This window comes from Psychrobacter immobilis (genome assembly GCF_904846225.1).
Lineage (GTDB): Bacteria > Pseudomonadota > Gammaproteobacteria > Pseudomonadales > Moraxellaceae > Psychrobacter > Psychrobacter immobilis_F.
Genome location: NZ_CAJGZJ010000030.1, coordinates 1 through 21,602 on the forward strand (window position 1 = coordinate 1; position 21,602 = coordinate 21,602).

At 42.5% G+C, this 21,602-nt stretch carries 17 protein-coding genes; 7 read left to right on the top strand and 10 right to left on the bottom strand.

Features of this window, described 5'->3' with window-relative positions:
- Positions 1 to 177: 177 nt before the first annotated feature.
- Positions 178 to 756: a hypothetical protein gene (locus JMX48_RS13070; RefSeq protein ID WP_201538512.1), complete on the top strand. Its 579-nt coding sequence runs from the start codon at positions 178 to 180 to the stop codon at positions 754 to 756.
- Positions 756 to 1,028, top strand: a complete 273-nt coding sequence (locus JMX48_RS13075; RefSeq protein ID WP_201538514.1) for a hypothetical protein — start codon at positions 756 to 758, stop codon at positions 1,026 to 1,028. The genes JMX48_RS13070 and JMX48_RS13075 overlap by 1 nt, the downstream gene beginning before the upstream one ends.
- Positions 1,029 to 1,311: 283 nt before the next feature.
- Here the strand turns inward: JMX48_RS13075 and JMX48_RS13080 are convergent, their stop codons facing one another.
- The 4 genes from JMX48_RS13080 to JMX48_RS13095 form a co-directional block, all read right to left on the bottom strand.
- A complete protein-coding gene (locus JMX48_RS13080; protein WP_201538516.1) occupies positions 1,312 to 2,199 on the bottom strand; it encodes an SDR family NAD(P)-dependent oxidoreductase in 888 nt (295 codons plus the stop codon).
- 527 nt (positions 2,200 to 2,726) lie between these two features.
- Entirely contained in the window at positions 2,727 to 3,764 is a 1,038-nt protein-coding gene (gene dusB, locus JMX48_RS13085; protein ID WP_413786373.1) for a tRNA dihydrouridine synthase DusB, read from the bottom strand.
- A 132-nt stretch (positions 3,765 to 3,896) separates the two neighbouring features.
- The gene (locus JMX48_RS13090; RefSeq protein ID WP_201538518.1) at positions 3,897 to 5,942 is read right to left on the bottom strand and encodes a BCCT family transporter; all 2,046 of its coding nucleotides are present in this window, start codon (positions 5,940 to 5,942) and stop codon (positions 3,897 to 3,899) included.
- 330 nt (positions 5,943 to 6,272) lie between these two features.
- On the bottom strand, positions 6,273 to 6,716 hold the full coding sequence (locus JMX48_RS13095; protein ID WP_201538520.1) for an HIT family protein: 444 nt from the start codon (positions 6,714 to 6,716) through the stop codon (positions 6,273 to 6,275).
- 219 nt (positions 6,717 to 6,935) lie between these two features.
- Here JMX48_RS13095 and JMX48_RS13100 point away from each other — a divergent pair, with 219 nt between their 5' ends.
- From JMX48_RS13100 to JMX48_RS13110, 3 genes are all read left to right on the top strand, one after another.
- Complete coding sequence (locus JMX48_RS13100) at positions 6,936 to 7,706, top strand: hypothetical protein (protein WP_227688023.1); 771 nt, start codon at positions 6,936 to 6,938, stop codon at positions 7,704 to 7,706.
- 193 nt (positions 7,707 to 7,899) lie between these two features.
- Positions 7,900 to 9,786, top strand: coding sequence for a dihydroxy-acid dehydratase (ilvD, locus tag JMX48_RS13105; RefSeq protein WP_201538522.1), 1,887 nt, complete (start codon positions 7,900 to 7,902; stop codon positions 9,784 to 9,786).
- Between the two features lie 286 nt (positions 9,787 to 10,072).
- Complete coding sequence (locus JMX48_RS13110; protein WP_201538524.1) at positions 10,073 to 11,317, top strand: cation:proton antiporter; 1,245 nt, start codon at positions 10,073 to 10,075, stop codon at positions 11,315 to 11,317.
- A gap of 34 nt (positions 11,318 to 11,351) precedes the next feature.
- On the opposite strand, the gene JMX48_RS13115 is transcribed toward JMX48_RS13110, so the two are convergent.
- From JMX48_RS13115 to JMX48_RS13130, 4 genes are all read right to left on the bottom strand, one after another.
- Positions 11,352 to 12,773, bottom strand: coding sequence for a serine hydrolase domain-containing protein (locus tag JMX48_RS13115; protein ID WP_201538526.1), 1,422 nt, complete (start codon positions 12,771 to 12,773; stop codon positions 11,352 to 11,354).
- Between the two features lie 116 nt (positions 12,774 to 12,889).
- Entirely contained in the window at positions 12,890 to 13,459 is a 570-nt protein-coding gene (locus JMX48_RS13120; protein WP_201538529.1) for a beta-lactamase hydrolase domain-containing protein, read from the bottom strand.
- A 58-nt stretch (positions 13,460 to 13,517) separates the two neighbouring features.
- A complete protein-coding gene (locus JMX48_RS13125) occupies positions 13,518 to 14,435 on the bottom strand; it encodes a MaoC family dehydratase (RefSeq protein ID WP_201538531.1) in 918 nt (305 codons plus the stop codon).
- Positions 14,436 to 14,748: 313 nt separating this feature from the next.
- Positions 14,749 to 16,149 carry a 3-oxoacyl-ACP reductase gene (locus JMX48_RS13130; protein ID WP_201538533.1) on the bottom strand — a complete coding sequence of 467 codons (1,401 nt, stop codon included), beginning with the start codon at positions 16,147 to 16,149 and terminating at the stop codon, positions 14,749 to 14,751.
- Positions 16,150 to 16,706: 557 nt separating this feature from the next.
- On the opposite strand from JMX48_RS13130, the gene JMX48_RS13135 reads away from it, so the two are divergent.
- Entirely contained in the window at positions 16,707 to 18,332 is a 1,626-nt protein-coding gene (locus JMX48_RS13135) for an acetyl-CoA C-acetyltransferase (RefSeq protein ID WP_227688025.1), read from the top strand.
- A gap of 356 nt (positions 18,333 to 18,688) precedes the next feature.
- The gene (gene ppk2 / locus JMX48_RS13140; RefSeq protein ID WP_265088794.1) at positions 18,689 to 19,768 is read left to right on the top strand and encodes a polyphosphate kinase 2; all 1,080 of its coding nucleotides are present in this window, start codon (positions 18,689 to 18,691) and stop codon (positions 19,766 to 19,768) included.
- A 139-nt stretch (positions 19,769 to 19,907) separates the two neighbouring features.
- Here ppk2 and JMX48_RS13145 read toward each other — a convergent pair whose 3' ends face one another.
- Both JMX48_RS13145 and JMX48_RS13150 read right to left on the bottom strand, forming a co-directional pair.
- Positions 19,908 to 20,255: a PilZ domain-containing protein gene (locus tag JMX48_RS13145; RefSeq protein ID WP_201538535.1), complete on the bottom strand. Its 348-nt coding sequence runs from the start codon at positions 20,253 to 20,255 to the stop codon at positions 19,908 to 19,910.
- Positions 20,256 to 20,368: 113 nt separating this feature from the next.
- Positions 20,369 to 21,505 carry a DNA polymerase III subunit delta' gene (locus JMX48_RS13150; protein ID WP_201538537.1) on the bottom strand — a complete coding sequence of 379 codons (1,137 nt, stop codon included), beginning with the start codon at positions 21,503 to 21,505 and terminating at the stop codon, positions 20,369 to 20,371.
- Between the last annotated feature and the right edge of the window lie 97 nt (positions 21,506 to 21,602).

The window sequence follows — 21,602 nt, forward strand, 5'->3', positions numbered from 1 at the left end:
CTGCGACCATTTCATAAATTTGAAACCGTTGATAATTCTAGCCTACAGCCAAGGATTCAAGTCCTCACTAGGGTACCGAACACATTTAATGCGGTAGTATCACTTAACTGATGCAATAAGCTTAGATTCTACAATAAAAAATTAGCCCAGCTATAAAAACTTAATAAGGCAAATGCAATGAATATCCATGTTTTAGATAGGTTTGATGAGATTTATTACGACTTAAATCAAGTAACCATTAAAGATGTATATATTAAAAATAGAGATCAAACAAGGATTGAGTTTAATTCGATCAACTTTAAGAATGCTAAACCTAGAGATATGAGCTTTCATGAGTATTTTTTTGAACCTTTTAAAAACACTCAGCCTGAGACTTACAAGGTCTTATCTGAGGTTACAGAAGAATTTTTCTATGCTATTAAAAGATCAGATATACCAGAAATATTATCTGATATTACGGCGTTTGGTATCAATATAAATGGCATTATTATTTATCTGCGGTATACCCCTTATATTACTAAGCACGCTCAAAGAAATGAGTTCAATTTCCCCATAGAGATTATTCATTCGTGGCTGTGGCATAGCGCAGGTTGGTATATTTCCGACGGAGTAAACTATGGGCCATTAGCCGCAAGTGCTTTACCATCAAGTAATAACCCACCGTTAGTATCACTCTGTCCAGATATTGAAGGAAAGAGTAAAAAAGCTCGTGAAAAAGTAGCTTTTTTAGAAGATAAGTTTAAACAACCTTTTTAGTGGATTATGAAGATGATGACAGTTATGACACTCATTTTCAGCTTCGTGCTTTAATTGACACTAGGTTTAACGGTTTAGAGCAAGAGAAGAATTTTCAACTACTTTCTATTACTAATCATGTCAGTAAGGATATGTATTTGATACAAGATCAAGAAGTATATAGTATCAAAAAACTTATCAATCCAGCAGAAGCAATTGATCATTATGCTGCTCATTTACTGTCAAGACAGGCTGGAGAATTCAACTTTTTAAAATATACTGAAGACTTTTAGCGGCATTCCTAGCTCGATTACTAGCGTAATAGGGTTGCTACTCCCTGTAGGGCTACTCTAGTTGCTCCCTTAAACTTCGCTTATCAAAAAAATTGAGCTTTATTCCCATAACGGGCGTTATGGTAAATAATTATAAATAGATTTTGACTGCGATAAGGAGCTAACAACAAATAGCTACTACTCTATCTATTTATATTATACGAGCATTAACATTTTTCAAGGCACTAAAAAAGGATACCGTAGTATCCTTTTTATTTTACTCAGAGTTAGCAAAACCCCTATCTTAGTGATGCTCACCGGGCAGAATTCTGGCAAAAGCACGCTGCGCAAGGTTTGGTTTTTTATCGGTAGTCAGTCCAGCGCGGGTGCTTGGAAAAATACGATAACCCATCGATTGAATACCAACGTTGATCGCTGGTGCCAATGAATAAGTCGCTGAGGCGAATTTTCCCATATTGCTGGCAATACTGTTTGGCTTATGAACAATCGCTTTTGCGACCATCATCGCCGCTTCATCAGGCATAAGCGCAGGCATGTAACGATAAAGCTTGGTCGGCTCAATCATAGGCGTACGTACCAATGGCATAAAGATGTTGGTGATGGTCACATTATCCCCTTTCACTTCAGCAGCCAAACAGCGGCTAAAGGCATCAAGTGCTGATTTTGATGCGACATAGGCGGCAAAACGTGGACTGTTTGCCAGCACGCCGATCGACGAGATATTAACAATTTGACCCGTCTGACGTTCAATCATCGTTGGCAAAAACCCAAGAACTATTTTAACAGCACCAAAATAGTTGATATCCATGGTGCGCTCAAAATCATGAAACCGATCAATAGATTCGTGCACTGAGCGGCGAATTGAGCGGCCAGCGTTATTGACTAATACATCTACATATTCAAAATCTGCCAAAATTTGCGCGCTAACTTTTTCGATTTCATCCATATTGGTCAAATCGCAAGGGTAATAGCTGGCCTTGCCACCAAGCGCCTCGATACTTTCTTTAACGGCTTTTAATTTATCTTCAGTACGAGCCAACAAGATGACATGAGCACCGCACTCACTAAGCAAAAAGGCTGTACGCTCACCGATACCGCTTGAAGCACCTGTAATGATAATATTTTTATCTTTAACTGTTTTGGTTATTGCTTTTTTCGAGGGATTAGCCATAAAAAGTCCTTTTTGTTTGTCCTATGCCTATAAATGTTCAGTTATAGCATAGCAAAAAAGTATGTGATGAAGTGAATAAAACAGCGGTGGCAGCCAGTTAATTTAGCGATTTTAAGCATTTATAGAATCATAACAGCGTTTTTTGTAAATTTTCGCTTTTTGATTATCATCGATGAGAAGTGAATATCTTGCTCAAAAACCTTATTCACCACAATAATATGATTGCCGAAATTGTCTAAGTTATTGGCATACTTATTATATTTTTTGGACGGTTTGTTACTCTTTGACGAGACATTCATTCAACTGTAGTCGATCCACTATAAATGGCACAGAGCTTCTAGGATAGATTTTGCGTAGCCTCTGTCTGCGCAGGCACAGCAAGCAAGTAACGTTTATCCAAGTGGCTCGTGATAATATTTGTATCCCTTTTATTTAGCACTCGCTATAACCGATTTAACCATAAAGCCTGTAGCGAAATCATACAGACCGTTGGCAAGTAGACTTAGCCATCGAAAACTAAATAATGATTACTCATGCTCATTTAAAAAAGTTTCAACTGCCTGAAATTGTGAAGCAGTGCTTTCCTCTCCATACATCGCTTGCCTAAAAGCATTAGAGTTCGGGATGCCCGTTGTATACCACGCAATGTGTTTACGCGCTATTCGGCAGCCAGAATACTCACCATAAAAGTCATATAGCTCTTGTAAATGTGCGAGTACAATTTCTTTTATTTCGCTAACACTAGGGGCATCAAGGCTCTCACCTGTACGTAAAAAATGTCCAATATCACGAAATAACCATGGCTGTCCTTGTGCAGCACGTCCAATCATCACGGCATCACAGCCAGTCAAATCATAGACTTGCTGCGCTTTTTGCGCACTATCAATATCGCCATTGGCGATCACAGGAATACTAATGCTTTCTTTGACTTCCCGTATCAGCTCGTAACGTGCCTCGCCAGTATACATATCCTCTCGCGTACGCCCATGAATGGCAATGGCGGCAATGCCTGCTTGCTCTGCTCGCTTTGCCACCCGTAAGATATTCTCACGACCATTCTCAAAACCCAATCGTGTCTTAAGTGTCACAGGGGCATCGACGGCATTAACAGCCGCATCTAACAAACGCGCGACCAAATCTTCGTCTTGTAACAGTGCAGAACCCGCCAGCTTACGACAGACTTTTTTGGCAGGACAGCCCATATTGATATCGATGATTTGTGCGCCATTATCAATTTGATAACGGGCGGCCTCAGCAAGTTTGGCGGGCTCAGCACCCGCTATCTGCGCAGAAATAGGCGCAATCTCATTATCGAAATTGGCACGATACAGAGATTTTTTGCGTGCATAAAGAGCAGTATCAGCAATAATCATCTCGCTGACCGCATGACCGGCACCAAAAGATTTGCACAAGCGGCGGAAGGGATTGTCTGTGACGCCTGCCATCGGGGCGACCATGAGACGATTTTCGATCGTCAAGCCACCAATTATTAATGGTTGCAATAAAGGATGGTCATTAGCAATCTGTGCTGGCGACATAGTAGAAATAGCAGTATCAATAGACATAAAAAACGGCTTGCGCTTGATTAAGATAAGTTAATAAAAACAAGCCGTTATTCTAAGCATTCTTACGTATATTGCAAGTTATTAGCGTGAATAACTCGCATTAATAAATACGAGTTTTTGAACAGTAAGCGATTACTTATCAAACACACTGCCCTGCTCCAATGTAATGTCTTCATCGTGTTCCTGCATGCGCCACGGTAAGCTGTCAGGCGAAACATGCAAGAAGTGTAGATACTTTTCAAACTGATCGATGATGTCATTGATGATTGATTCTGATTGATAACCATATAAATCATAGGTTTGACCACCGCGGCGCAGGTATACCTCAGCACGATGATGATGCTCTTGTGGTAATTCACTGGCGTTATTATCGGTATAATAGTCAGGAACGTCATGCTCAGACAAACGAACTTCATACCAGAATTCAACATTCTCGCCGCGTCTTAATTCCAAGACAGCACGATTATTAACTTCATCATAATTAACATCAGGCAACCAGCCTGTTTCAGCAAATTTCTCTGCCACTTCATTCATCGATGTTAAAACGGTACCTTTAATATAACCAAGCACTTTATCACGCGTTGGCTGATTGGTCATATAGTCAATACGATCACGCCATGCGTCGAGTTTGAGTAGATGCGGTGGCAGATGATTGTCATTGGCCAAACTTTGATTGCGATGTCCCTCAATACGTAGCGCGCGCCACATACCAAATGTCGAAATCAATATAATAATCGCAAACGGTAAGGCACTGACGATAGCCGCTGTTTGTAGCGCGCTCAAACCGCCCGCTATCAATAAAACCGCAGCGACTGCGCCTTCAGTAATTACCCAAAACGAACGTTGCCACCATGGTGTGTCAGTACGTCCACCTGCAGCCAGTGAGTCAATCACCAATGAACCTGAATCCGATGAAGTCACAAAAAAGGTAATAATCAATACTACGGTCAATGACGAAACAAACTGAGTGAACGGTAACTGTTCTAGCAGTTTAAATAACGCAATCGCTTGGTTGTTTTGTACTTCACTAATCAAGGCATCGTAACCATCAACCATAATCATATGTAGCGCAGTATCGCCAAACACCGAAAACCAAAAGAAAGTAAATAGCGTTGGTACCAACATTACACCTAATACAAACTCACGAATGGTGCGACCACGACTAATTTTGGCAATAAATAGACCCACAAAAGGCGCCCATGCAATCGTCCATGCAAAGATAAATAATGTCCAACTACCGATCCAATCACTGGATTGATAGGCTTGTAAGCTAAAGGTTCGCTCAACAATATTACCCAAATAGCTACCAGTATTTTCCATAAAGGCATTTAAAATAAATATCGATGGACCAACGATAAATACAAATAACATCAGTGCCGTTGCTAGCAGCATGTTTAAGATAGACAAGCGCTTTACGCCCTTATCCATGCCCGCCAACACTGATACCAACGCTGCTGCTGTCACTAGCGCAATGATAATAACCTGCACCGTCGTATTAACTGGCACCATATCTGGTAGCAAATAATTTAGACCAGCATTGATTTGTGCCACTGACAGCCCTAGACTGGTGGCGATACCAAACATCGTACCCACAATCGCAAACACATCAACAGTATGACCAATGGGGCCGTAGATTTTGTCACCGATTAGCGGATATAGCGTTGAGCGTACCGACAATGGCAATCCGTGACGAAAAGAGAAATAGGCTAGTGACAAACCGACTACGCCATAAATCGCCCAAATATGAAAACCCCAATGAAAATAGGCAATTTGCATGGCTTCTTTTGCGGCTTCAATCGTCTGCGGTGTGGACATGGGCGGACTGGCAAAATGCAATACAGGCTCTGCCACTCCATAAAACAGTAACGCAATGCCGTACCCTGCGGAAAACAACATGGCAAACCATTCAAGAAACTTATACTCAGCCTCGGCATGGTCAGGACCCAATTTAATACTGCCATAAGGCGAAAAAGCTATAGCAATAATAAACATCAAAAATATGGCAACGGCCAACATATAAAACCAACCGAAAGTATCGGTGGTAAACGCCAGTACGGTACTAAATAGCTCGCCAGCTGCGACTGGATTAATGGCTGTGCCAATCACTAGCAGCAGCATAATAGCAGCTGCTGGAAGAAAGACTGGCAGCAGAATAGTAGAGCGAGGTGATTTCCTCATAAAAAGTAATTTCCTAAAAGTAAGGCAGTTTTATTGAATAAACGCATCAGTTATAAAAGCATATTAGTTATAAAAACGTATCGATCTTAAGAATAAGTTTGCAGAGACAAAACGTAAAGAATATGTCTAGCAGAATATAACTTTTAACATACTCTCCGGCTAAATCCCAGATTAACGCCTAACTTGTAACATGACTTTAACGATTGTTACATGACTATTACCAAGGAATAAAAAAGACAGCTTGTCAGCTGTCTAGTTGTACTTATTAATAAACGCTCAATATATAACGCTCAAATTTTCTTTACCAAATCAAAAAATGGTATTTCTGTCTTATGAAGCGGGAATCACCGCAGCAAGTTGCTTGGCTATTTCAGCCAATTTCTCATGATCTGCCTGCGTGGCTGCATGACGACCGAGCTCATGAATACTCGATGGAATCAGATGTACATGGTAATGAAACACCGTCTGCCCAGCTTGCGAGCCATTCAATTGCATCTGAATAATACCTTCACGTTCAAATACTTCACGCTGTGCTTGCATCACCTTTTTCGAGGTCATCAATACCGCTGAAGCATACTCTGGCTCAAGGTCAGATAAATCAACCGCTTTTTGCTTGGGTATCACCAGTACATGACCTTCTGCTTGTGGCATGATATCCATAAAGGCAAGCGTTCTATCATCTTCATAAACCTTGTGGCAGGGAATATCACCATTTAGCATTTTGGCAAAAATATTATTATCGTCATAAGTAGATTTTTGATTGTTTTGGCTCATTTTTATTCCTTTGATTGTTTGATAGCACGTTATTAAATGGTGTTTAAAATAGATTAAACCGTATTCATCATAGTGGACGAAATACGGTTTAAGCACAAGATGCGAGCGCCTTGGTAAAAAATGATAAAGCACATACCCTTTGCTCTGGCTCACTAATTTATTGGCGAGCTGGGTACTTTAAATGTTATATTAACACTCTATTTTAATAACGCGATATTTATGAATTCGTCTACTTCGCTGACTCAAACACATACAAATGACAATTCTACCAACCCTTATAATACGGTTACGACATCTGTATCAGATAACGCTGTGCCTGATAATGATAGAGAACAACTTATCACTGAAACTGAAAACGAAACTCAAGCCATTGATCCCAATGCGATTATTTTAGCAGAAGCACTGACTGACAAAACGATCAGTTGGCAAATACACAATTGTAAAATTATCAAAAAGACGGTCACACAAGACCTGCCTCTACCTTTTTTGTATCACTATGACAGCTTAGATGACAGTGTCAAAGCGACCTACCCGCTAACACCCATCCTGCTTGCACAGTTTAATACGCCCATGATCGCTAATGAGGCCGCTCGGCTAATTGGTATTAGTGACACGCTATTATCCAGTCCTTGGCATGTAAAAATAATTGGCTCATTGGTGGTGTTTAGCGAGGCGTTGCAATTAGCCGTACGGCTGCACTGGACTAATACGGGTAAGGAAACCCAGCAAATTTATACGCAAAATGAAGCGGACGCTATCATTACGGCTTTTAAAGACTGGCAGTTTTTTGGCCGTGTAGATGTTCTTTATAAAAATGACAAGCAGACATTGATCAGTATGGATGATGACGAGCAGCTATTCACATTTGATGCCAGTCCAGACTATCAACAGTTACTAGCAACTCATACATTAACAGTTATTGCCAAGTTAGAAGCTGATAAAACTGAGCTACCTTGGTTTGATAAGGCCATATTGGAGCGTCTTGAATAGCAGGTTACTGGCATACTTTTATGACGCACAAACCATGAACTATCACCCGCTTGTTTTCAGCTATTCATATCTAATGGTATGGTAACGACTTAGTATTATTCACTAGTCCTCAAACGGTATAAAAAGCACACTATCAGCATCACACCTGAGGAATCAATTTTAATAAACCTCGCCTATTTGTAAGGAATATCACATGGATTATCGCTCAAAAACCTCTACTGGCGGTCGTAATATGGCAGGCGCGCGGGCACTATGGCGTGCAACGGGCATGACTGATGGCGATTTTGGCAAACCGATCATTGCGATTGCTAACTCATTCACCCAGTTTGTGCCCGGTCATGTGCATCTCAAAGACTTGGGGCAATTGGTCGCGCGTGAGATTGAAAAAGTTGGCGGCGTAGCAAAAGAGTTTAATACCATTGCGGTCGATGATGGCATTGCCATGGGCCATAGTGGCATGTTGTATTCATTACCAAGTCGCGACTTGATTGCAGATTCTGTAGAATACATGGTCAATGCTCACTGTGCGGATGCCTTAGTTTGTATTTCTAACTGCGATAAAATCACCCCTGGTATGCTGATGGCTGCGATGCGTCTTAATATTCCAGTGGTGTTTATTTCAGGCGGCCCAATGGAAGCGGGCAAGATCTTAGCCAGCACGGTTGGTAAGAGCCACAATACCGATGGTAGTGACAGCAGTGCCGTTCGCAAGCTTGACCTCGTCGATGCGATGATGGATGCGGCTGATGACAGCATTAGCGATGAAGACGTGGCTGCTATTGAAGCCTCAGCCTGTCCGACTTGTGGCTCATGCTCTGGTATGTTTACGGCCAACTCGATGAACTGTCTCACCGAAGCATTAGGATTGGCCTTACCGGGTAATGGTTCGCTGTTGGCGACTCATTCGCTACGCCGTGAATTATTTTTAGAGGCGGGTCGCACCATTGTTTCATTGGCCAAACGTCGCTATGAGCAAGATGACGATTCAGTATTACCACGCTCAATCGCCAGTAAAGCGGCTTTTGAAAATGCCATGACTTTAGATATTGCCATGGGCGGCTCAACCAATACTATTTTGCATCTACTGGCGGCTGCTAACGAAGCCGAAGTTGACTTTAAAATGCATGACATTGATCGTTTAAGCCGTGGCGTGCCTTGCCTCGCTAAAGTTGCCCCCGCCTCGCAAAAATATCATATGGAAGACGTGCACCGTGCTGGCGGTGTCTTTGCGCTGCTAGCTGAGCTTGACCGTGCCGGATTGCTTAATACTGACCTGCCAACCATTCATAGCCCGACGATGAAAGAAGCAATCGATAAATGGGACATTATGAATCCTGACAATGCTGAGGCACGTGCGCGCTATCTTGCAGCGCCTGGTGGCGTACGCACGACTGAGGCATTCTCACAATCAAAAGAATGGTCAAACCTCGATGTCAACCGTGAGTCAGGCTGTATCCGCAGTGCCAAACATGCCTATTCAGAGGATGGTGGCCTTGCAGTACTGTATGGCAATATCGCTGAGCGCGGCTGTGTGGTAAAAACGGCCGGAGTCGATGAAAGCATCTTAACCTTTACGGGTCGCGCGCGCCTATTTGAGTCACAAGATGACGCTGTCGCCGCGGTATTGGCTGATAATATTGTTGCGGGCGATGTGGTCATCATCCGCTATGAAGGGCCAAAAGGCGGTCCCGGTATGCAAGAGATGCTTTACCCAACAACTTACCTAAAGTCAAAAGGTTTAGGGAAAGAATGTGCGCTCCTAACCGACGGTCGTTTCTCAGGCGGAACATCAGGCCTCTCAATCGGTCATGCCAGCCCTGAGGCTGCTGAAGGCGGTGCGATTGGTCTGGTTGAAGAAGGTGATACCATTCACATCGATATCCCAAATCGTACCATCAATATGCAGGTAAGTGACGCAGATTTAGCCGCTCGCCGTGAAGCGATGGAGGCTCGTGGTCGCGATGCATGGAAACCAGTCAGTCGTGAGCGTCATGTCACTCCTGCTCTACGTGCCTATGCTGCGATGACCACCAGCGCCGATACTGGCGCGGTTCGTGACGTCAGTCAAGTTGAACGCTAAACCGAAAAATTTTTAGAATATACTTATAAAATCTTATTAAGCCTGCGCTATGCAGGCTTTTTTTCACCAAAAAACAACACAGCAGTCGTTTTGATAACGATTTTTTGCGGTATTAATTGTGTTTTCTCGTCATGATAAGCAGGTATTGAAACTTGCTATGCTTGCCTATTTTGTTATTGGAAATTGAAATACGCCCCTCTTTTAACTTAATGAATAACCGTCATTAACTGTTCATTTTAAATGTTCACAAGCTTTTGAAATAAAAATATTGGTGTATAAAACCCTTATGATAGAAAACTATAATTTATTCTTATTGATTTGCGGTATGGCGTTTTTATTGGGCGCTCTATTTCCTATTTTATTTAAGCGCACTCCTATCTCCTTGCCGATGCTGCAAGTTGCTTTGGGAGCGGTAGTCGGTTACTTTTGGATCACCCTTACCTTTTTAGATCCTGTAGAAAATGGTGTGATTATCGAAAAGCTCACCGAGTTTGTGGTGATAGTGTCGTTAGTTGGCGCTGGTATCAAAATTGATACGCCCTTATCTTGGCGCTTATGGCGTCCTACCGCGCGCCTGTTACTGATTACCATGCCGATCGGTATCTTTTCGATGGCGGTATTGGGTTATTACGCGTTTGGTTTGAGTATGGGGGCAGCTATTTTGTTGGGTGCAGCGTTGGCACCAACCGACCCAGTATTGGCGTCTAGCATTCAGGTCGGCCCGCCCAATACAGGCGGTGAAGATACGCCACGCTTCACATTAACGTCAGAGGCAGGATTGAACGATGGATTGGCTTTTCCATTCGTATATTTAGCGATAAAAATAGCGGAAGCGTTTAGCGAAGGCAATGAATTTACCAGTGAGATGCTGTGGTCATGGTTTACTCACGACGTATTGTGGAAAATTGGCGCAGGTTTGGCAGTTGGTATTATCGTCGGCAAAGTCATGGCAAAGTTGGTGTTTTCAAAATATAGCGAAAATACCGCCATTTCCCAAGGTTATGTGGTCATTGCTCTAACGCTTGTTGCTTATGGGCTAGCCGAATTTGTACATAGTTATGGCTTTATCGCGGTGTTTATAGCAGCATTTGCATTTCGCCGTTCAGAGCATGAGCATTCTTATCATCAAAAATTACATGACTTCGCAGAACAATCAGAAGGCTTGCTGATGTCATTAGTACTGGTCACTTTTGGTATATTTCTGGGGCAAGGTCTACAATCTGGGGTTGAGCTTACGTGGCGAGTTTATATTGTCAGTTTTGCTTTTGTATTATTAATTCGTCCGATCGGTGGTTTCATTGCTTTGTCAGGGCTGAAGCTCCCTAGTACCGAAAAATATGCGATTTCGGCCTTGGGTATTCGCGGTATTGGTACGCTGTATTATTTATCTTACGCGCTTAATCAGGGTTTCTTTGATGATGAGGATGCGCTCAAATTGTGGGTCGTCTGTTCAATTGTCATTTTGATCTCAATCTTTATCCATGGGCTTAGTGCTAAAAGGCTTCTTAAAATGACGCCAAAAGCGCCATAATAAGAGCGGATTTTTTCAGCGGGCTTGCTGGCTTTTAACTTTTTAAGGGTTTATCGTCGACCAAACTTAATACTGCCTCTGTCAAAGCAAACTGACGAATATCATTGAGCATCGTAGTATCAAAATTATGAATAAAAGCAAATGATAATCGTCGTGCAGGGTCACACCAAGCCACCGAGCCGTTATAACCCATATGTCCAAACCCTAATAATGTAGGGTCAACTATCTCGTCAGCGCTATCATTATGCGCACATAAGTGAAACAATCGATGATAGCCCAAACGCCAATACATGTGCGCTGGCATGACTGCATCCAAACCTGTAACTTGCGGTGCAGAGAGTTGCTTGAATGTCGCCTCATCAATGAATATCTTCCCTTCCCACTCACCGCCATTGGCTAGCATGGCATAAATGGTTGCCAGTGCCTGAGCTGACGCAACGCCATTAGCTGCTGGGATGGCTGCCTGTAATGTCTTACGATCATAATAATCGATAGGTTCTTTACTGGCAGGTATCAGTGCCGCTTTATAGTTTTTTAGATTGAGCTGGCTGGTATCGAAGTACAAACGATTGATACCAGCAGTATCTAATGTAGATAAATTATTTTGCTCGATATCGTGATTAATATTTGCCGTTTTTTTATTTTCTAATGCTTGCTGCTGCCAACAAGCATAATTGGGCAGATTTTTATGAGTGTGTAGAGTCTCTGCTGAATCTGCTTTTATAGTAGGTTTATGACGTCTATTACTTGGCTGTGCGCTGTCCCCATTTGACCCGTCAAAGTTTTTGACCAGCATGGCCACTTGCGATACCCTGCTATCAGGCACGCCAAAATAGCAGCTGTCTGCAATACCCAAAGGTTCTGTTAGGTAATATCTTAACGCTTCCGCAAGCGACATATCAGTAACCGCTTCTATCACGCCACCTAAGACCCAGCCATATATCAATGCGCTATAAGCACTGTCGTATAATGCCGCATTTGTGGGAAGTGTAATTGGCATTGCCGCCACTTTACTCAGCATAGTATCCCAATCGCACATCGTTTCATTATCGACATCGATGCCTTGAATAGAAAATAAATTGGCCTGATGAGACATAACCCTACGCAAGGTAATCTCATCTTTACCATTTGCAGCAAATGCAGGCCAATAACTGGCAATAGGCGCATCATAATTAAGCAGCTGTTTTGAGACTAGAACATGAACCAGCGTTGCCAAGACCCCTTTACCAGTAGAGAAATTGATCGCTAACGTATCGGGCTGCCAAGTCATATCAGCGCGCGCCATGCCCACACTCACCTCAGCAATACACTTGCCTGCCTGATAAACCACCACTGTACCACCGGCTGGCGCATCATCTAGCTGTAGATCTATCAGTAATTGCTGCAAGCGCTGCTGGAGTTTTATATCAATTTGTTTATCAACGTTCTGATTGGTTTTTTTGTGATTGTCAATCATGGCTATCCTGCTCCCTTTTTATAAAATAGCTAAATAAAAAATTTTCTCATAAAAAAGGCCACCTATTGGTCGCCTTTGTATTATTTAATAATGATTACGCTTTCACGTGGTACTTTTTAACGAGGTACTAGCAAACGCTTAAAAACCTCGTCTTCAAGCTTAGTCAAACCATGACTGCGCCCACGCTCCATAGCGGTGTCCATCTTGCGCCCCCGTAACCAGCCTGCTCTAAGAGCAATCGCTGCTCCTACTCGATTGCCTGATCCACAGTGTACGACTATTTTTTTACCATGATGTTGACGCAATATATTATCGAACGCCAAGATTTTGAGTTGCTTTAAATCAGCAGCGCCACTGATGGCCAAATGCTCATAGTGCATGCCTGCTCGCTCAACCGCTGCTGATTCGTCAAAGCTCAGCTCGTCATCAGGTTGCAAGTTAACCACCAGCTCGACCCCCGCTTTTGCTAAGGCTATAACCTTTTCTTCATCAAGCGCACCGCATACGATGGTGTTTGCGTCAGGACGAAAATAAGGATCAAAAATAGTAGTGAGATCGATACCATTATCAGGAGCACTGTCGTTAGCAGAGGTTTCGTTAGCAGAACTGTCGTTGGCAGCGGTTGCATCCGTTATTATCGAGCTATCAGATTGTTCTGTGCTTGTCGCATTTTTTTGTGAAGTCATAATGATAAATAGGTTCGTTAAATATGGCTATTGAGAAGATTTTTTATTCTATTTGCTACTACTTGCGGTCAGTGTTTAATGTAACAACGCCTGCCAGATGCGGCTTATCATTTTTTGAGCTGTATAACCCAAATACACAGGTGTCTTCTGGGTTCTCAAGCTTGGCAACTGGATCAGCGATGAGCTCTACCTCAGCTGGCAAAAAGATAGGCAGCTTAAATGATACCTCAACCGTACAAGCATCAGGTAATTCACCCATCATAGCAAGGCATTTCGCCTTTGACCACATGCCATGAGCAATCGCCTTAGGAAATCCAAATGCACGAGCTGATATTGGATGTAGATGAATAAGATTAAAGTCACCTGATATAAAAGCATAACGACGGCCAATATCTTCTGGTACTTCAAAAATACTATGCACACCTTGTTCATCGACTAACGGCTTAACCATTACTGGACGCGGGGTACTTTTTTTGTCTGTGCTACCATTTGGTTTTTTGCTACGTGATAGATAAGTAGACGTACCTTCCCAAACCACACTATCCTCTGATTTGACGGTAGTGACAAAATCAAACTGCTGACCTTGGGCATGGTCACGTAAGTTATCAAAAGCGACTGATATGGCCAAAGTTTCGCGTTCACCAATATGACGGTGCTGAGTAACACTATTATTAACATGCACTAGGCCCAGCATAGCAAATGGAAATGGCTCTTTGACCATCATGTTCATTTGTAGCGTTTGAGACAGTACAGAAAAATAAGTAATCGGTAATTTGCCGTTATCAGTAAAGCCGCAAATCTTACGATAGTCGCTTAAATTTTCCTGATCGATATGCAGCTTATCCACATAATAAGTCGCTTGCGGCAATTGATCTCTACTAATTTTGCCACTATTGCCTATAGGCAATAAGCTTTTTACGATATTGGCATAGGTAGTATGCGCTTTTGGCAACGCATCATAATGTTTGTCTGACATAAATAAATCCTAAGTGGGGCTTGAACAAATTTTTTGGGTGCATTTAAAATACTATGAACACGTTGATTAAAGTCTCTCAATGAGCAATGTCATAAGCTTTATTTTTAATCAATGGTACGAGCAGCGATAGCAGCAAAAAATGATCTGGCATATGGTTGCTTTGTTTTTATCATAAAAAAGCCACCCTTGGGCAGCTTTATTATACTTTATCAGCAGTTTTTTCGTAAGCATATGTGAGGTAAATTAAAATATTATTTTATATCATGCATTTACCCATGGTTTAATGCCATCTATAGCCACTAACAAATTAATGCTAAGCGCCAAGTAAGCTTTGACCACAAACGCGTACTGTGTTGCCATTCAAACCACCAGAAGCAGGAGAAGCTAACCATGCGATGGTCTCAGCCACATCCACTGGCAAGCCGCCTTGGCTCATTGAGTTCATTCGGCGACCCGCTTCACGAATGGCAAATGGAATCGCTTCCGTCATTTGTGTTTCGATAAATCCTGGTGCAACGGCGTTGATAGTCATTCCTTTTGTATTGCTTTCTAGTTGCTTTGCAGTGGCATCAACCAAGCCAATGACACCCGCTTTGGACGTGGCATAATTGGTTTGACCCAAGTTGCCAGCAATACCTGAGATTGATGAGACACAGACGATACGCGCATTTTCTTTTAGCACATCGTTGTCTAATAAGTAACGGTTCAACTTAGCAATACTACCTAAGTTGATATTAATAACCATGTCCCACTTGCTCTCGTCCATGTTTGCCAATGTTTTATCACGAGTGACGCCAGCATTGTGGATAACTGAGTCCAGACCGCCACGCTTTTGCGCCGCATCTGCGATTTGTGCGCCAGCATCATCACTGGTGATATCAACGGTTAAGATAGAACCACTGATTTCGCTAGCGACTTTTTGAAGGTCAGCTTGTTGCTGCGGCACATCCAAGCAGATAACATGAGCGCCTTCGCGTGCCAATACACGGGCAATCGCTTCGCCAATACCGCGACTAGCGCCAGTTACTAGCATGGTTTTGCCGCCTAGCGGTTGGTTCCAATCAACATCAACTGAATCTCCGTTACTCACACGTACTACTTGTCCTGAGACATAGGCTGAACGTGCTGACGTAAAGAAGCGTAATGTTGAATCTAGGTTTTGTTCAGCACCTTCCTCGACATAGATAAGCTGTGCAGTAACGCCGCGTTTAAACTCTTTACCAACGGATTTTACAAAACCCTCAAGCGCACGCTGAGCCAATGCAGCTTCGATGTCCGTAATTTCTTCAGGCGGGCGACCAATAATAATCACTCGGCCTGATGTGTCTACGCGGCGAGCAACGCTGTGAAAAAACTCATAAATTTCTTTGAGCTGTTCGGCATTGCTGATATTACTGGCATCAAACAATAGAACTTTAAATTTGTCATCGCCACCCGTGTTGGATTTTGCTTCCACGCCAGCATCAGCAAGCGCATCTTTGATATCGTCGCTACTATTTACAAATACTTCAGCATGAACGTCTGACAAAATACGCGCTACTGATTCACTGACGCTTTTATTGTCACCATCAGCACGGCCGACCAAGACACTACCTCGTACCAATTGCCCGCCACTCTCAAAACGATCAAGTGTCACAGGTAAAGGCAAGCCCAAATTTTTGGCAACCTTTTTACCAATAGAAGACTGAACAAAATCACCATAACGGTCTGACATAATATAATCCTATAGCTAATGGTTAAATAAAAGTAAACAAAAAATGCAACGTACCTATTTTTATAAGTTCTATAGGCTCATTGGCATCATAATTATCGATATTTAGTAAATGGCTCTAAAACTGTCCTAACTATACACTTTCATCATAAACAAGTCCAAAAATCGCTCATGTCTACAACAATCTGTAAACAAGCTAGTGTTCAAGACAGTAACTTTTTCTAGATTAAAAGAACACGACATTGTGCTAATATCAGATCGATAAGTTATGTGAAATTGAATTATCGATAACAATATATTATCAAACATGCAGCTATGCAATGTTAATATTAGACACTAACCAGTCTACAAAAGTTATATATACCAAGTTTGACGCTTTTATTACGTTTAGATAAACGTCACTTAGTTTGCCAAAGACATACATTAACATCATAAAAACGCCTTATCGTAGACAGCGCTAATAAGTGATAATAGTCAGTAATTACTTTTTCACGGCTTAAATCGTATTTTTTATTATTAATTTTCTCTCTTCTTCTACCCATATTTTTAAGGTTAATACTATGAGTAATAAAAACAATCACCCTAACAGTCCTGTTGTTGAAAGCACCGTCGTAAAAGTAAGTGATAAAAAAAATAAAGACGCCGCAACAACTAAAGCTAATGAATCTAACGTTTCTGATACTGCTGCAAGCTCAAAAGCTGCTGATGTCAAATCAACTGAGGTCAAATCGACTGATAGTAAAACAGACAACATCAAAAAAGAAACTGCCGAGAAAAAACCTAAAAATGAAACGGCTAAAGACAGTGATACTAGCGAAAAATCAACTGACGATAAAGCAGAGACGACAATGACTAAAAAGCCCGCCAATAAAACAAAGCAGACCAGCAACACTAATGCTACCTCAGGTCAAAACCGTGTGGCTATCTTGGGCGGCAACCGTATCCCATTTGCTCGCTCGAACGGTTCATACGCTGATGTCAGTAACACCGACATGCTAACGGCGGCTTTAGACGGTTTGATTGAGCGTTATAATCTACAAGACGAAGTACTGGGTGAAGTTGTGTCTGGTGCGGTCATGAAACTCAGCCGCGATATCAATCTAACGCGGGAAGCAACACTGAACACGGCGCTCAGTCCGCATACGCCAACTTATGACATCTCACAAGCATGTGGTACAGGTTTACAAGCAACCTTTGCATCTGCCAATAAAATTGCACTGGGTCTGATCGATTCAGCCATTACGGGCGGTGTCGATACTACCTCTGACGCTCCTATCGCGATTGGCGATGGCTTACGTAAAGTCCTTATCAAATTGGGCGCTGCAAAAGACAACAAGCAACGTTTAAAAGCACTGATGGGTCTGAATCCAAGAGACTTGATTGATTCGCCGCAAAATGGTGAGCCACGTACTGGTCTATCAATGGGTGATCATCAAGCAATCACTGCGCTTGAGTGGAATATCAGCCGTGAAGCACAAGATGAGCTGGCTTTTAATAGCCATAAAAATCTTGCGCGCGCTTATGATGAAGGTTTCTTTGATGACTTAATCACTCCATACAAAGGTCTGACTCGTGATAACAACTTGCGCCCAGACACTACTTTAGAAAAATTGGGCAAGTTAAAGCCTGTGTTTGGCAAAAAGAACGCCAACCCAACCATGACGGCTGCCAACTCTACTCCTTTGACTGATGGTGCTTCTTGTGTCCTATTGGGTACGGATGAGTGGGCCGAAGCACACGGTCTTAAGCCACTGGCTTATATTGTGCATCAAGAAACAGCAGCCGTTGATTTCATCGGTAAGTCTGGCACGACAGAAGGCTTATTAATGGCACCCGCTTATGCTGTACCGCGCATGCTTGAGCGTGCTGGTTTGACGCTACAAGATTTTGATTTTTATGAAATCCATGAAGCTTTTGCCTCACAAGTGTTGTCGACATTGGCGGCTTGGGAAGATGATAAATTTTGTGAAGAGCGCTTAGGACTCGATGCGCCACTAGGATCTATTGATCGTAGCAAACTCAATGTTAATGGTTCATCATTGGCCGCAGGTCATCCGTTTGCTGCCACTGGTGGCCGTATCCTAGCCACTGCTGCGAAACTACTGGATCAAAAAGGCTCAGGTCGTGCGCTTATCTCCATCTGCGCCGCTGGTGGCCAAGGCGTGACGTGTATCTTAGAAAAGTAATCTTGATCGCTTTTAAGTTAAAAAGACACGCTGGCTTATCATTGTAATCAGCATATATCTCGTAATAAAAAATGCCCTTTAATTTATTTAAAGGGCATTTTTTATTGTCTATACTTTGCTATGATAGAAATGACCTAGGGCGTGTCTTCATTTTAAGAATGGTCATAAAAATGAGATAAATTGCCGTCAAACGAGGAAAATAGCGCAAATAATATCGGGATATTAATCCACTATTTGACGATGTTTGGCAAAATTTAGCCATTTTTAGCCCATTTAGATATTATCGTTTGAATTGAAGGCACGCCCTAGATAACAGCCTCTTAAAAAATCCGATATGCCAAACAAAGGTAATATTTATGGGTAAGACAAAATTCTTATTAAGAAAAATGAGGCAAGTCATTTTTGGCTCTGAAAAACTGGTAATGACAGAGCCGCTTATAACGACTGATTTTCAATCTTTAACGACGAAGGAGGACTTAGAGCAGTACAATCAGGAACAAGCCATCTTGTCTGAGCGTATCGAAAAAGAAATTCTTGACGATGAGTTACGTCGAAAAATGCACCAAGACTTAATCGACACCTATGATGAAGAACTAGAAAATGAAATAGATGACTGTGCACGTGACTTTCGTTTTAATGGACGTGAGATGAGCGAGCAAGAAAAACTGGATCGACGTACCTACTTTCATGAATTGGTACGACTACAGCGCGAGCTTATTAAATTACAGGATTGGGTGGTTGATCGCGGTGAGCGTATCGTGGTTATCTTTGAAGGGCGGGATTCTGCGGGTAAAGGTGGCGCCATTAAACGCATTACTCAGCGCTTAAATCCACGAGTGTGCCGTGTTGCAGCCTTACCTGCCCCAACGGAACGCGAGCAAACGCAATGGTATTTTCAGCGCTACGTCGCGCATTTACCAGCCGCAGGTGAGATCGTATTGTTTGACCGTAGTTGGTATAACCGTGGCGGTGTTGAGCGGGTTATGGGGTTTTGTACCGATGTACAGTATGAAGAGTTCTTTCAGTCGGTGCCAGAGTTTGAACGTATGCTGGTACGCTCAGGTATTCGTCTAGTAAAATACTGGTTTTCTATTACAGATGATGAGCAACATGCGCGCTTTATGAGTCGGATATATGACCCACTTAAACAGTGGAAGCTCTCACCGATGGATTTACAATCACGTAGGCGCTGGGAAGACTACACCAAAGCAAAAGAAACCATGTTTGAGCGCACTCATATTCCTGAAGCACCATGGTGGGTGGTTGAAGGTAATAACAAAAAACGCGCACGGCTAAACTGTATTGCGCATCTGCTTGAGCAAATTCCTTATAAAGAAATACCTCGCGACGAAGTTGAGTTGCCCAACCGCAAACGCGATGATGAATATTACCGTGAACCTATTCCTGATGATATGTATGTGCCACCGCGTTATTAAAATGCAGTGACATTTTACTTATTTTTGTCTTATACCTTTATAAAAAAACAACCCTATAAAATTATAGGGTTGTTTTTTGGTGCTATTCATTTAGAACAAACACTGGTATGGCGGACACCATTATTCATATCTAGAAATGCTACATGGTATAAGTAGACTGCAAACTCTCTATTTTACCAGCCAATAAACGCTCAACTTCGTTTTTAATCCTTTGCCCTGCGACATCCGTACCAATCTGCACCGCAAAACCTGCGGGACGACCACTTTGTGTTTTCGCATTTATCCAAACAACCTTACCATTCATAGGTAAACGCTCGCTAGAGTTGGGTAAAGTAACGGCGATAAATACCTCATTACCTAACTGCTGAGCTTGGTCAGAGGGCACAAATAAAGCACCGTTACTTACAAAGGATAAATAGCTGGCGTATAACGTTTCAATGTTTTCAATATGGCAGGTGAGAATCCCGCCGCGTCCTGGCATTGCCATAGTCAGCTTCCTTTATTGATTGTATTTGGTATATTTAATGAATTTCTAGGGCATATAAATTTGAGCATTGACGAATCGCTACATAGAATAGTAGCCAAGTGCTGTAGTACGACTTATAAATACGCCAATTCCTGCATCAGCTTATCATAGGCGAATTTTTCTTGCACATTTTGTTGCAGGGCAACTTTGGTCTGCTGCAAACTATCGGTAAATGCCTCAAGTCCACTGTCAATAGGTTGATTTGCTTGCAAGACAGCTGTCAAATTGACGTCTTTTTGTAGCTCATTTAGCCCTAAACAGACACGGCGCATATCAAGTAGCATCATCTCAGACAGTTGGATAAATTCTACTATGCTCAATTGGTTTTGCCAATAATCACTCGCTGCCACGCTACTGCGCTTACCGCTACGTAATGCCTGCCACGTCGTCAGCCATAGCTTACGCTTACTGTACCACGGTGCTTTAGCCATGGCTATCGCGGCCAAAGGCGCGCCATTTCCCAATTGAATGAGCTGCTCAATCGCTGCCGTACTGACCGCTTCACGATTGATGGTGTGACCTAGTGCGTGGGTAACATAATCGACGGCTACCGTCGTCTTAATCGTTTGTAATGCCAGCTGCTGAACGCGGCTTTTGATAGTTGGTAGGAGCTGGGCGGGCGCGTCACTAATTAAAAATAAATGAACCTGTGACTGCGGCTCCTCTAACGTTTTTAGTAATGCATTGGCCGCGGCAACGGTCATTTTCTCAGCGTGATCTAACACACAGATACGCATCCCTTGCCCGCCTTGATAAATAAAGGGCTGCAAAGCACGAATATCATCAACTTTAATTTTAAGCGCACTACTGACATTTGCTTTGGTCGTTTTCTTATCTTTTGTTTTGCTACTTAATTTTTCTGTATTCTCAGCACTGTCTGTACTAATCGGCATACAAACAAGAGGCAATACTTGCAAACTTGGGTGCGTACCTGATCTTAGCCACTGACAGCTCTCACACTTGCCGCAAGCACCTGCTGGATGACTGTCTCGCTCACGGCATAATAACCACGCGACCAACCGCCATACAAACGCGCGTTTACCCATGCCTTCCATACCTGCTGCAAGCAGTGCATGAGGTAATGTTTGTTGTGGCAGCGATACCCGCTTCGTCAGTTGTGACCACAGCTCTTGCTGCCATGGTAATAATGGCGCAAAATAAATACTATCTGTGGTATCTACTATACCTTTATTTTCCATCGTATCACTCATGGCTATGGCTCTATTACATTACTAGGGCATGTCATCAATTAGCACACTTAATCATTTAGTGGTCTTAAAATGGCTAAATTTTGCCAAACATCGTCAA

Coding starts and splice junctions, on each gene's coding strand:
- JMX48_RS13070 (WP_201538512.1), top strand. CDS start 178: ATGAATATCCATGTTTTAGATAGGTTTGATGAGATTTATTACGACTTA.
- JMX48_RS13080 (WP_201538516.1), bottom strand. CDS start 2,199: ATGGCTAATCCCTCGAAAAAAGCAATAACCAAAACAGTTAAAGATAAA.
- dusB (WP_413786373.1), bottom strand. CDS start 3,764: ATGTCTATTGATACTGCTATTTCTACTATGTCGCCAGCACAGATTGCT.
- JMX48_RS13090 (WP_201538518.1), bottom strand. CDS start 5,942: ATGAGGAAATCACCTCGCTCTACTATTCTGCTGCCAGTCTTTCTTCCA.
- JMX48_RS13095 (WP_201538520.1), bottom strand. CDS start 6,716: ATGAGCCAAAACAATCAAAAATCTACTTATGACGATAATAATATTTTT.
- JMX48_RS13100 (WP_227688023.1), top strand. CDS start 6,936: ATGAATTCGTCTACTTCGCTGACTCAAACACATACAAATGACAATTCT.
- ilvD (WP_201538522.1), top strand. CDS start 7,900: ATGGATTATCGCTCAAAAACCTCTACTGGCGGTCGTAATATGGCAGGC.
- JMX48_RS13110 (WP_201538524.1), top strand. CDS start 10,073: ATGATAGAAAACTATAATTTATTCTTATTGATTTGCGGTATGGCGTTT.
- JMX48_RS13115 (WP_201538526.1), bottom strand. CDS start 12,773: ATGATTGACAATCACAAAAAAACCAATCAGAACGTTGATAAACAAATT.
- JMX48_RS13120 (WP_201538529.1), bottom strand. CDS start 13,459: ATGACTTCACAAAAAAATGCGACAAGCACAGAACAATCTGATAGCTCG.
- JMX48_RS13125 (WP_201538531.1), bottom strand. CDS start 14,435: ATGTCAGACAAACATTATGATGCGTTGCCAAAAGCGCATACTACCTAT.
- JMX48_RS13130 (WP_201538533.1), bottom strand. CDS start 16,149: ATGTCAGACCGTTATGGTGATTTTGTTCAGTCTTCTATTGGTAAAAAG.
- JMX48_RS13135 (WP_227688025.1), top strand. CDS start 16,707: ATGAGTAATAAAAACAATCACCCTAACAGTCCTGTTGTTGAAAGCACC.
- ppk2 (WP_265088794.1), top strand. CDS start 18,689: ATGGGTAAGACAAAATTCTTATTAAGAAAAATGAGGCAAGTCATTTTT.
- JMX48_RS13145 (WP_201538535.1), bottom strand. CDS start 20,255: ATGGCAATGCCAGGACGCGGCGGGATTCTCACCTGCCATATTGAAAAC.
- JMX48_RS13150 (WP_201538537.1), bottom strand. CDS start 21,505: ATGAGTGATACGATGGAAAATAAAGGTATAGTAGATACCACAGATAGT.